This window comes from cf. Phormidesmis sp. LEGE 11477, assembly GCF_015207105.1.
Taxonomy (GTDB): domain Bacteria; phylum Cyanobacteriota; class Cyanobacteriia; order Phormidesmidales; family Phormidesmidaceae; genus Phormidesmis.
Genome location: NZ_JADEXO010000151.1, coordinates 1 through 11,762, shown reverse-complemented (window position 1 = coordinate 11,762; position 11,762 = coordinate 1). Strand labels below are relative to the sequence as shown.

At 50.4% G+C, this 11,762-nt stretch carries 11 protein-coding genes and 1 pseudogene; 7 read left to right on the top strand and 5 right to left on the bottom strand.

Annotated elements, in window-relative coordinates; genetic code table 11:
- Positions 1 to 112 precede the first annotated feature (112 nt).
- Both IQ256_RS26075 and IQ256_RS26070 read right to left on the bottom strand, forming a co-directional pair.
- Positions 113 to 1,051: an SUMF1/EgtB/PvdO family nonheme iron enzyme gene (locus IQ256_RS26075; protein ID WP_228025292.1), complete on the bottom strand. Its 939-nt coding sequence runs from the start codon at positions 1,049 to 1,051 to the stop codon at positions 113 to 115.
- 43 nt (positions 1,052 to 1,094) lie between these two features.
- Complete coding sequence (locus IQ256_RS26070) at positions 1,095 to 2,384, bottom strand: ABC transporter substrate-binding protein (RefSeq protein ID WP_193858620.1); 1,290 nt, start codon at positions 2,382 to 2,384, stop codon at positions 1,095 to 1,097.
- A gap of 278 nt (positions 2,385 to 2,662) precedes the next feature.
- Here IQ256_RS26070 and IQ256_RS26065 point away from each other — a divergent pair, with 278 nt between their 5' ends.
- Complete coding sequence (locus tag IQ256_RS26065; protein ID WP_193858619.1) at positions 2,663 to 4,183, top strand: ATP-binding protein; 1,521 nt, start codon at positions 2,663 to 2,665, stop codon at positions 4,181 to 4,183.
- 152 nt (positions 4,184 to 4,335) lie between these two features.
- Here the strand turns inward: IQ256_RS26065 and IQ256_RS26060 are convergent, their stop codons facing one another.
- On the bottom strand, positions 4,336 to 4,968 hold the full coding sequence (locus IQ256_RS26060; RefSeq protein WP_193858618.1) for a zinc ribbon domain-containing protein: 633 nt from the start codon (positions 4,966 to 4,968) through the stop codon (positions 4,336 to 4,338).
- A gap of 213 nt (positions 4,969 to 5,181) precedes the next feature.
- On the opposite strand from IQ256_RS26060, the pseudogene IQ256_RS26055 reads away from it, so the two are divergent.
- The 3 genes and pseudogenes from IQ256_RS26055 to IQ256_RS26045 form a co-directional block, all read left to right on the top strand.
- A pseudogene (locus IQ256_RS26055) lies at positions 5,182 to 5,991 on the top strand (NAD-dependent epimerase/dehydratase family protein); the annotation flags it as partial.
- Positions 5,992 to 6,042: 51 nt separating this feature from the next.
- The gene (locus IQ256_RS26050) at positions 6,043 to 6,474 is read left to right on the top strand and encodes a DUF2267 domain-containing protein (RefSeq protein WP_193858617.1); all 432 of its coding nucleotides are present in this window, start codon (positions 6,043 to 6,045) and stop codon (positions 6,472 to 6,474) included.
- A 2-nt stretch (positions 6,475 to 6,476) separates the two neighbouring features.
- Positions 6,477 to 7,130, top strand: coding sequence for a class I SAM-dependent methyltransferase (locus IQ256_RS26045; RefSeq protein WP_193858616.1), 654 nt, complete (start codon positions 6,477 to 6,479; stop codon positions 7,128 to 7,130).
- A gap of 18 nt (positions 7,131 to 7,148) precedes the next feature.
- Here the strand turns inward: IQ256_RS26045 and IQ256_RS26040 are convergent, their stop codons facing one another.
- Positions 7,149 to 7,721, bottom strand: a complete 573-nt coding sequence (locus IQ256_RS26040; protein ID WP_193858615.1) for a peptidase C15 — start codon at positions 7,719 to 7,721, stop codon at positions 7,149 to 7,151.
- Between the two features lie 143 nt (positions 7,722 to 7,864).
- Here IQ256_RS26040 and hisH point away from each other — a divergent pair, with 143 nt between their 5' ends.
- The 3 genes from hisH to IQ256_RS26025 all read left to right on the top strand — a co-directional run bounded on the left by hisH (position 7,865) and on the right by IQ256_RS26025 (position 10,865).
- Positions 7,865 to 8,509 (top strand): imidazole glycerol phosphate synthase subunit HisH, encoded by a 645-nt coding sequence (gene hisH / locus IQ256_RS26035; RefSeq protein WP_193858614.1) that lies wholly within the window; start codon positions 7,865 to 7,867, stop codon positions 8,507 to 8,509.
- 33 nt (positions 8,510 to 8,542) lie between these two features.
- On the top strand, positions 8,543 to 9,259 hold the full coding sequence (locus tag IQ256_RS26030; RefSeq protein WP_193858613.1) for a M15 family metallopeptidase: 717 nt from the start codon (positions 8,543 to 8,545) through the stop codon (positions 9,257 to 9,259).
- A gap of 157 nt (positions 9,260 to 9,416) precedes the next feature.
- Positions 9,417 to 10,865, top strand: a complete 1,449-nt coding sequence (locus tag IQ256_RS26025) for a glycoside hydrolase family 13 protein (RefSeq protein ID WP_193858612.1) — start codon at positions 9,417 to 9,419, stop codon at positions 10,863 to 10,865.
- 20 nt (positions 10,866 to 10,885) lie between these two features.
- On the opposite strand, the gene IQ256_RS26020 is transcribed toward IQ256_RS26025, so the two are convergent.
- Entirely contained in the window at positions 10,886 to 11,566 is a 681-nt protein-coding gene (locus IQ256_RS26020; RefSeq protein ID WP_193858611.1) for a cysteine hydrolase family protein, read from the bottom strand.
- Positions 11,567 to 11,762 lie beyond the last annotated feature (196 nt).

The window sequence follows — 11,762 nt, the reverse complement described above, 5'->3', positions numbered from 1 at the left end:
GTGAGGGAGTGGGGGAGTGAGAAGTGGAAGGCGCAGAATTGGAGGAGGAAGCCATTAGAGGGTTTTGGTGAATCTTCTGTTTCGCCTTATGCTATCGCTACTTTGTTCGGGTTCATTCTATTTCTGCGACTAGGCGAAAGCCGAAGAGAATATGTTTTGCATCTGTGGGGCGATCGTGCTGATAGGCGGCGCGGCAAAATCCTGGGTAGTCATCCCAGCCGCAGCCCTTGAGCAAGACCTCCGTTTCGCCGTTGGATTTTTCAACCAGCGTGCTGGTGTATTCAAAAACGTTGCCCGCCATATCTTCGATGCCATAAGGACTGCGGCTGTCTGGGTAGGCGGCGATCGCACTGGTTCCTTCAGGGCCATTTTTTGCCCAGTTCGTCGCCTGATCTCGCCATTCGTTACCCCAAGGGAAATAGCGCCCGTCTGTGCCTCTAGCTGCCTTCTCCCACTCTAGAGCCGTGGGCAGTCGGTAGGTGACACCGTCTTGTTGCGATCGCCACTCTGCATAGGCCAGCGCATCTTCATAGGAGATCAGCACCGCCGGATGCTGTCCTTGCCCGTCTGGATACTGTTCGTCTTGCCAAAGATAGGGCTCTACTTCGCTGTAGTCATGCACTAGGAAGCCTTGCGTCTGATAGGCTGCGGCTGAAATACCTGGCTGCTCGTGACCAGTGCCCTGAACAAAGACTTGATAGTCTTCATTGGTAATCAGATTCTGAGCTAGGCAAAAGGCAGGCAAGTTGACCGTCTGTTCGTCTGGCTCCCGGTCAAACCAGCCGCGACGCCGATAGCCGGTCTCTGCTGTGGCAATCTCATCGGCTGAGTCGGCAAAGCCCTCAGCGCTGATGCGGTAGGCGTAGTCTTTTTGAGCGCGATCGCTCCCTCGCAAAAACTCTCCGCCTTCCACAAAGAAAAATCCCATCTGCCGCTCACAATCCGCCTGCGTCACTAGCGTTTTTCCAGCACCAGATACTCCCTCAGAACCCTCTTGAGCTGAGCATCCTAGCACCATCACTATCCCCAACCAAGCGGCAAATCGATTCATCGTTCATCATTCATCGTTCATCGTTCATCGTTCATCATTCCCTTCACCTTCCATCCCACTCTGCCGCCGCATCGGCTACCGCTTCATCCACGCTCTTATCGCCTAGCATCGCTGCCTGCAAATTGTCATAAATCACCTTCTGCAACACCTTCACATCTTCCATCGCTGGAATCAGCACGGCGGCATCCTCTAGCTGGCTAGCACTCACAGAGCGAGCGATCTCTACTGGAGAAGCGTCTGCTGGCAAGTCCGTAAAGTAGCTATCAGACATAGCGCCCACTGTAGAAGGCAGGACGTTAGCTGCCTTGGCGAAGGTAAGCTGATTTTCGTCATTGGTGACGAAGGTCGCAAACTTAAGCGCTGCTTCCTCCACGTCTGTCGATCTAGGAATAACTAAGTCCATTGCGGCTACGTTCTTTCTGCCGGTAACGCCGCTAATTTGGGGAGCGGCTTTGGTCGCAGCGGCAATGTCTGGTGCGTTGGTTGCGATCGCGCTCAACGTCTCCGCCCCCGATGTCAAAATGGCCGTCTGCCCTGACTGATATAGCTGAGTTGCCTGAGCATGTCCTTGCGTTAGCACCTCGCGCGGCAGCAGCTCATCTTGATACAGATCCGTCCAGTACTGAAATACCGCTGTGCCTTCAGGCGTATTGAACGCCGCGTTCCCCTCGTCATCGACCAGAGGCACCCCCATTTGCACAAACGACTGCAGTACGTCTGCTGCGTCCTCAGGCACAAAGCTAATGAAGAAAGCGTACTTGCCAGTTTCATCTTTAATTGTTCTAGCCGTCTCAGCCAGTTCGGAAAAAGTAGCTGGCGGCTCTGCAATACCTGCCTCTTCAAAGATTTCACTGTTATAAAGCGTCACTCTAGCCGTCAGATACCACGGGAAGCCAAAGCTCTCGCCATTAATTTGAGTCGCTTCAAAGATCTTCGGCAAATAAACCGCTTTTTCCGCCTCAGAAAGCTTGTCGTCTAGCGTTAGCCAAGCTCCTCTTGCCGCCAGCTGAGAGGCAAAATTAGGATTCAAATTCACCACGTCTGGTGCGTTGTTCGCTGCCACTGCCGCCAGGATCTTCGTCTCCATATCTGACCAGGGCACGTCGATCCATTTCACAGCCGTATCGGGATTCTCAGCTTCAAACTCCGCAATCAGCTCGTTGAAATAGTCGTCAAACTTAGGTGAAAGCTGCATCGTCCAAAATTCGACTTCGGCTTTACCCGAAGAATTTTCAGCGGTACTAGCCCCGTTACCACAGCTGATCAGCCAGCTTGAGAATAAACCGACTAGAGCCAGCGCTAGAAATTTTTTCCAATGACGAATCAAGGACATAGCATTCAATAATTTAGTTACAGACAAACATGATGATCTGTGACTTTACATCACCGCTTGTTGATTTGTGTAGGTGAGTGGACAGAATTGACCGCTAGCCGATGACTTTGCTACGGCGATGCTGTCAGCCAACGCTATCCTCTACGGTGTGTGAGCAGCCTGCCCCCCTACTCTATAAGTCCTACTGGAAGTAAGCCCTACTGGGTCTATAAGTCTTACCGAGTGAATCTTACTGGGTAACCTAAAAACAAGTCTCCTCACTTCTTTTCCTTGTAACAATGCTCTCTTTTGAAAGTTCGGCCAGCATACAGCCGTCATTACTAGATGAGCTCACCCTTTACAAACAGCTATTAAAAGGCGTCGCTTCAGCAACTAATCGACTGCTGACTACACAGGACTATCGGCAGGCTGTGGATGAAGCCTTGGCTATTCTAGGCGCAGCGATTCAGGTCGATCGCATCTACATATTTGAGACGCATTCCCACCCAGACAACAGTGAGCCGGCAATGAGTCAGCGATGGGAATGGACCGCGCCAGATATCGTCCCAGAAATTGACAACCCAGACCTACAAAACCTTCTTTATAGTGAGTCTCTGCCACGGTGGTATCGCAAACTTTCCAATCATCACCCTATTGTGGGTCTGGTTAAAGATTTTCCGCCTGAGGAACGCTGTGTTCTTGAGCCTCAAGGTATTCTATCTATTTTGGTTGTCCCTATCTTCATTCAAGCTCAGCTCTGGGGGTTTGTAGGGTTCGACCAGTGTCATAGCGCGCATGAATGGAATGAGACTGAATTAGAAACGCTACGAGCCATGGCGGGCAGTTTAGGCGGCGCGATCGCTCAACACCGAGCAGAAGCTAAGCTTCAAAACTTGAATCATCAGCTAGAAGCAACAGTTGAAGAAAGAACATGCGCCCTACGCCAGACAAATTTGGAACTAGAAAACACGCTGGAATCTTTGAAAGAGACCCAGATTCAATTGATTCACGCAGAAAAGATGACCGGACTGGGTCAGATAGTAGCTGGCGTTGCTCACGAGATCAACAATCCGGCTACATTTATCTATAGCAATCTTGGACACGCTCAGTCCTATGTAACTGACTTACTGAGTCTAGTGGAGGCATACCAGAGCGAATATCCAAACAGCACACCGCTCATTGAACAGAAGCTACAGACGCTAGATATAGACTTTCTAAAAAATGACTGTGTCATGGTCATCAACTCTATGACCCAAGGTGTTCATAGGATTAATAGAATTGTGCGATCGCTTCACGAATTCTCTCGATACAACGAAGCCGAATACAAATGTGCCAGCATCCATAATGGCTTAGAGAGCACATTAGGCTTGTTAGAATATCGTTTGAACCCAGTGGAGAATCAGCCAGGTATCTTAGTTGAGCGGCAGTATGATTTAGATATTCCCGACATCATGTGTTATGCCGGTGCCTTGAACCAAGCTTTCTTAAACATAGTTAGCAACGCAATCGACGCGCTAGAAGAAAAAACACATAAAGAGCAAGATCAGCGACCCAACAAGATTGTAATTACTACGAAGACGCTAAAGCACGGGAAAATTCGTATATGTATTGCAGACAACGCTAACGGCATTGCCCCAGAGGTTCGACCTAAGATATTTGACCCTTTCTTTACAGCTAAACCTATCGGACAAGGCACTGGTCTAGGACTTTCTATTGCTTATCAAATTGTTGTCAAACAGCATGGTGGCAAGCTAGCTTGTCAGTCTGCAATAAACGAGGGAACTTGTATGAGCATTGAGCTACCTAGCGACAGGTACTGAGCTGGCTAGGCAAGACCTTACTGTTGCTTACATCTATCTTAGCTCTCTACTATTTTATTCCTCTGTTCTGTTCCTACAAGAACGAGGCGAAAGCAGCCCTTTTGTTCTTCGCAATTCTAGAAGATGAACGCTTCGCCAGCATAGATCTAACCTCACGCAGACGGAGTATTGGTGAGCTGGGTGCCACACTGAGCGCAAAAGCGATCGCCCACTCTTACTGCCGCCCCACACTGCGAACAAAACTTTTTTTGCCCCGACTGAGCTGCTGCTGCCTGTTCTTCCGCTGGTTGGCTTGCTGCCGTAGAGCTACGCTGCGAACTGGCCTGCGACGAGCTAGCTTGAGTACCCATACTCATATTCCCCATCCGCATCTCTCCCATACTCATGCTCATGTCTCCCATCGTCATAGTCATGGGCTGCATCGGCGTCATCGGTTTCATAGTTGAGACAGACGGTGACTCAGCAGGCTGCATTGGCAGCGGCTCTAGCTGTCTGATTTGCTGGGCAGTCCCTTCTCCGCTCGCTCCAGAACTCATCTGCATCTGATTTCCCTGAATTGACAGATAGAAAGTCTGCTCTGCGAAAACGGTCGCAACGTAGCCACCGCCTAATCGATAGATCTGTGGGGAAGCCTTCCACTCCCCAGTCGCAACAGCCTGGCTGCTTTGCTGCTGCTGCCCCGCACTGCCCGTATAAATTGTCACGGTCGTCAGAATACCTTGATTGCTGAGGTAGAGTTCCTGAGAATTGCCTAGATCGCAGCGATAGGATACAGCACCAGCCATAGAGATATCCGCCAGTAAGTGTTTGCTTTGAGAAAATCTTCTTTAGTATATAGTCGCTTGATCTGTAGATCAGCTCATATGAGAGGTTTCTTCTAGCACCCGATAAGATGAATGACGGAATCGCTTTGAGGAATCTTTTGTGGAAAACATTGCCTACGATACCTCTGCTCCGGTATTAGTTACGGGTGCCACTGGATATAAGGTTGTTCAGTTGTTTTTCATACTGCCTCACCGTTTAAGCTGTCGGTTGACAATCCTCAAACAGACTTACTTGAACCTGCTTGTATCGGTACGCGCAACGTTCTTATGCAGGCTTCTCGCACTGATTCTGTAAGACGAGTTGTCGTCACTAGTAGCTGCGCGGCGATTTATGGCGACAATATTGATCTTGAAAGGTCTAATCTCTCTCAATTAACTGAAGCGAACTGGAACAGTAGCTCATCGCCACATCATCAGCCATACGCCTACTCTAAAACTATTGCGGAACGAGAGGCTTGGAGAATTGCTGAGCGTCAAGATCGTTGGGACTTGATCTCGATAAATCCGTCACTAGTAATCGGGCCTGGGATAAATCCCTTTGCAACTTCGGAATCGTTTGCCTTGGTTAGACAGCTAGGCGATGGCACTATGAAAATGGGCGGTTTGGCCTATGAGTTTGGAGCTGTCGATGTTCGAGATGTCGCTGAGGCACATCTTAGAGCAGGGTTTCTACCGTCTGCAGAAGGACGATACATTATCTCTGCGCGCGACACTAGCCTAATGGAATTCTCTAAAATTCTACAGCGACATTTTGGCAAGACTTATCCTTTTCCTGAACGCACAGTGCCTAAATTTATCGCTTGGATGGTAGGACCTTTTGTGAAAGAAGGCTCCACCAGGCTCTTTATTGGACGCAATATAGGCTATCCGCTGCGGCTGGATACTCAAAAAAGTATTGAAGAACTAGGTATGAATTATCGTTCAGTTGATGCTGCTCTAATCAAAATGTTTCAGCAGCTAGTGGTGAATGGCGTCTTAGCATAGGAATCGCAGTATGATACGAACGTTGCGAGTAGATAAAGAGGCGATTATATTATGCCTGCAAGAAAAGTTAGCCCTAACGAACAAGCCTTTTTAGAGAAGGTGATGCAGCGCTCTAGCATTCCTGATATCTATGATGCAAGGGATATCACTATCGTGGTGCTGCGATCGCTACGGGATCTGATGAGTACCGACTTGGCCGATCGCACAGAATCAGACTTTACCGACGAGAAAATTGCCCTGCTTTGGAAAGATGACAATCCTATTGTCGCTGCCCTATCCAAGCTAAGACCGCCTTTAAAGATTGATACAGAGACCTTCTTGCGACGCATCCGCCAGGAGGGGGGCGTTCCTAAAAACGTTTCACCAGAATCAGCCGTCATTGCCGTATTCTCGGCAGTTAGAGAAGAGCTTTCTCCTGAAAGAAATAAAGAAATTGCTAGCTTTTTGCCCGATGGCTTAAAAGTCATGTGGGAGCAAATTTAGAAATGACCAAGACCATTCCAAGTTCATCTGAACTGATTAAGTACTGGGACGAGAGCGCTACCTCCAAAGAATTCAGCCATCCCATTCCTCAGGCCGTGATTGAACGGCACTTTCCAAAAGGTGCAAGGGTTTTGGATATGGGCTGTGGATACGGTCGCCTGGCTCGCTATCTTAGCGATTTGGGCTTTGTGGTAGCGGCTACAGATACCTCCCCGGCCATGCTAGAGCAGGCTAAGAAAAACGCGCCCGAGTGCGAATTTCAAAACTGCCGCAGCGAGCTGGGCTGGGATGACAATACTTTTGACGTGGCGATCATCGTGACGCTGCTGACCTCTGTTCCCTTCGATTTAGAACAGCGGCAGATCATGAGCGAACTCAAACGGGTGTTAAAGCCGGGTGGCTGTCTTTTTGTCAGCGATCTACCGTTGCAGTGGTCTGCTAGCTACTTAGATAGATATAAAGATGGCTACAAACGCTATGGGCAGTACGGCGTGTTTGATTTAGCGGATGGCGGTACCGTGCGTCACCACGATCTTGGCTATTTTACTCAGCTAATGGGTGGATTTGACTGCCTTGAGCTAGAGACCCACGAAGTTATTACTATGAACGGCAATTCAGCTCAGGCGGTTCGATACGTCGGTCGATGCAATAAGTAATGCGATCGCCTCTGCGTTTCACTCTATTTGTGTCATTTGTGTCTGCCGCAACAGCGCTGAGGCTATCTGCAAAAAGTCACTCAGCATCACCGCTCTATTTTCGTCGGTCAAGATCGGCACATGCACGAAAATAGCAATCGTATCGAGCTTGGCCGCCTCAATAGCTGCTAATACCTGATAGTACAGATGGTTGCAAACGTATCGCCCGGCATCGTAGCTCACTTCGCTCTGTAAGGTATTTTCGAGTAGAGTTTGCACATCTACAGCAGTCTGCAAGGTTTGTTCCTTTCCTACTGCCTGTTTCTCGACGGAGAGGCAGGGTCTATTTTCGGCCATGCCACAGCAAACGACGACCCGAGGACGCAGCCGCTGAAGCTCAGGAATCACCAGTGCCGGGGCTAGATCAAAGCAAACAGGAACATGCCGTAGCCAGACGCTATTGACAGGTAATTTGTGCTGGCTTTGAATCATAGCGATCAGATCGTCCGATGAGTTGGACTTTTGGTGAGCTAGCCAGGGGACAAAGGACGTAATCAAAATATCAGCAGGTTCGCAATCAGCAGATTCGCGCTCAGGTGTAGAAATACTCATGAATGGCTGATAAGTTGGTGCAGTCGTTGGCAGCAGGTAGAGACAATGCCTTCTATAATTCTAGAGTTCTAGAGTTCGCTTATAAACGTCCATAGACGCCCTTCACAAACGCCACCCCCAATCAATCGAGGTTAGCATTCGCCGTGACGACTATTGCTGTAATTGACTATGACATGGGTAATCTCCATTCTGCTTGTAAAGGACTGCAAGCGGCGGGAGCCACGACCCTGATTACCGATTCTGTGGCTGAGATAGAGAAGGCTGATGGCGTCGTCTTACCAGGTGTAGGTGCTTTTGATCCAGCAATGCAGCATTTGCGATCGCGCCACCTGATCGAACCCATTCGCCGAATCGCCAACAGCGGCAAACCATTCTTGGGCATCTGCGTCGGCTTGCAGGTTTTGTTTGAAAGCAGCGAAGAAGGCAGTGAAGCTGGCCTAGGCGTTCTGCCAGGTGCCATTCGCAAGTTCAAGCCAGAACCTGGCATCACCATCCCTCACATGGGTTGGAATCAGCTCGATCTAATCCAGCAAGACTGTCCGATCTTGCAAGATATTCCCCCTAGCGCGTGGGTTTACTTTGTCCATTCTTACTACGCTGCGCCTAGCGATCCTAGTATCAACGCGGCTACGATTACCCACGGCACTCAGACAGTCACCGCTGCGGTTAGCAAAGGCAACTTGATGGCGCTACAGTTTCACCCAGAGAAGTCTTCTGATGCTGGCCTACAGATCTTGGGCAATTTTGTGGCCTACGTGCGTCAGCAGTCTCTAGTCGCGGCAGTTTAGGCACAGACTCCCTCTAAAGAGCCTCACCTCAAAGTGAAACCCTACCAAACGATCCCAATACAAGATTGCAAAGAACCGATTGCTGCGATTCCACTTGAGCAGTTCACCGTGGTTTCTCCGCATCCCTATCAGTCTCTGGGTGCGCCCTATGGCGACTATTCGCCCTACTTTTTACGCACAGGGGTAATGCAAAAACTTTTACAGGCTCAAGCAGCCTTGAGTGCTCAACATCCTGGATGGCATTTGCAAATTTTTGATGCCTATCGTCCGATTGCCGTACAGCAATTCATGGTGGACTATACGTTTGCTCAGCTAGCACGCGCAGCCGGGTTAGATCCTGATGATTTGAGTGACGAGGCGCGATCGCACCTCCATGCCAAAGTCCTAGAATTCTGGGCCGTTCCAAGCGCGAACCCCAACACGCCGCCGCCTCACAGCACTGGTGGCGCGATCGATCTCACCCTGACAGACGCCGCTGGTAAAGCGGTCGATATGGGCTCACCTATCGACGAGATCTCACCGCGCTCTTATCCCAATCACTTTGCCGATAGTGACGAGACGGTGCTGCAAAAGGCCCACTATCACCGCAGCTTGCTAGCAGAGATCATGACAAACGCCGGGTTTAGACAGCATCCCAAAGAATGGTGGCACTTTTCGGCAGGCGATCAGCTCTGGGCCTGGCAGGAAGGCAACGGTGCGATCGCCCGCTATGGCAACGCCAGCCAAGTTATTAGCCAAGTCATCAGCTAAATCCGTCTAGGTTCAACTTGCCTCCTATTGATCAGCCGCTGTCGATGCGATCCTTTAAGCTATAGCTTGGTTCGCCTCGGACGTTTTCAATAGTTTTCGACAGAGAGATCCGTCCAAGGCTAGCGATCGCTCTAGAACACCTGACTCAAAACGCAAAATGCCAATTCAAACGCCAGACTGGGTTAAACACGCTGTTTTCTACCAGATCTTCCCCGACCGCTTTGCCCGCACTACCCGCACTGACTTACCCCCAGCCATGCAGGTGCCGCTAGAAGACTGGGACAGCGCCCCTACTATTCAGGGCTACAAGGGGGGCGATCTTTGGGGCGTTGCCGAACGGCTAGACTACATCCAGAGCCTGGGCGTCACGGCTATCTACTTCACGCCTATCTTTCAATCGGCCTGCAATCATCGCTACCATACCCACGATTACTACCAGATCGATCCGCTGCTAGGGGGCAACGAAGCCTTCTTTGATCTGCTAGAGGCAGCGCACGATCGCAATCTAAAAGTTGTGCTAGATGGCGTGTTTAACCACGCTAGCCGAGGGTTCTTTTATTTCAACGATATCCTCGAAAATGGCCCTCATTCTCCTTGGCTAGACTGGTTTAGGGTGGAGGGCTGGCCGCTGTCTGCCTACGATGGCGATCGGCCAGCTAACTATGAAGGCTGGTGGGACAACCGGGCACTGCCCGAGTTCAATCACGATAATCCGCAGGCTAGAGAATACATTATGCGGATTGGAGAGTATTGGATCGAACAGGGGATAGACGGCTGGCGGCTGGATGTGCCTTTTGATGTGAAAACGGAAGGCTTTTGGGTGGAGTTTCGCTCGCGAGTCAAGGCGATTAATCCAGAAGCGTATATCGTCGGTGAAGTGTGGACGGATGCGAGCGAATGGCTCCAGGGCGATCAGTTCGACGGGGTGATGAACTATCTGTTTACCGGGCCGGCGATCGCATTTACGGCCAAAGATAGAGTGTCGATGCCAATCGTTGAGAGCGTCTCTTACAGCCCTTATCCCGCTCTAGATGCCAAAGGCTATGCAGAGAAAATTGAAGCGCTGCTAAATTTATACGATTGGGAAATACAGCAAACCCAGCTCAATCTGCTCTCTAGTCACGATATTGCCAGAGCGCTCAGTGTCGCGAGCGAAGATGTGACTAGCTTTCTATTAGCGACTCTGCTGCTATTGACTTTTCCAGGCGCTCCCAGCATCTACTACGGGGACGAGGTGGGCCTACCTGGCAAACTAGACCCTGACTGTCGCCGGGTTTTCCCCGAGCAAGCCTCGTGGAATCAGCAGGTGTTGAAAACGCACAAAGCGCTAATTGCACTAAGGCACGCGCATCCGGCCCTGCGAACGGGCAAATATCAAACGCTAGCAGCAGAAGGGAACTGCTATGTCTTTTCTAGAATCTTAGAAAAAGAGATGATTGTTGTGGCCGTGAATACGGGCGAAGCGGCTGTGCAGGTGCGCCTAGCGGATATGGCAGTGGAAAGCGGCAAAGTCCTGTACGGGGAAGGCACTGTGGAATGGCTAGGCGATCGCACCGCTATGCTAGACATCCCGGCTCGCACAGGCATGATTCTAGGAAGTGCATAGCACTGTAGAGTCAAGCATCGCTAGCTAAGGGCTTTTGACAGCTTTTGGCAAATCTTGTCCGCCGTCGAGGTCCAGCCGATAATGCCGCCTTGGGCCCGCAGCATTTCAATAGTGGCTGCTTTGAACGCTGAGAAATAACTGGCAGTGCAGTCTTCTACTAGCAGGCATTCGTAGCCGCGATCATTGGCCTCGCGCATGGTGGATTGAACGCAGACCTCGGTGGTGACGCCTGTAATTAGCAGATGGGTAATCTCGTACTTCTGCAATATGGACGACAGAGGCGTGTTGTAGAAAGCCCCTTTTCCGGGTTTGTGAACGACAATTTCATGCGGGCGAGGAGCCAGCGCTGGAATGATGGCGTTGCCAGGTTCACCCCGCACTAGGATGCGGCCCATAGCGCTGCGATCGCCAATTCTCAGATTGGCATTTCCTCGTTTTAACTTAGAGTTTGGGCAGTCAGAGAGATTGGGCTCGTGGCATTCTTGGGTATGAATGATCGGCAGATCTAGCTCACGAAAGGTTTGCAAAAGCGTTTCTAGCTGCGGCACAATCGCCTGAAGCTGGCTGACGTCATTGCCTAGCGCCTCACCAAAGCCACCTGGCTCTAGAAAATCGCGCTGCATGTCGATAATCACCAGCGCTAGATGATCTAGTGAAGTCGGCAGCGGGTAATCGTATGGCAGCGCCGGAATAGTGTTCATGTTTAGCGGCCTGCTGTAGCGCGTCAAGTTTCAAGCTGAGGGCTAGGGCTCAGTTGGGGAATGGGGTAGTGGGAGATGGGACAGAGCACTAGTCTTCAAATACTGGTCATCGAATGCTAGGAATATTTTCTGAGCGGTAGTGATCGGTTTGCCGCAGTCGCTGACTGAGAAAGCGACAAATCTCTAAGATCATGTG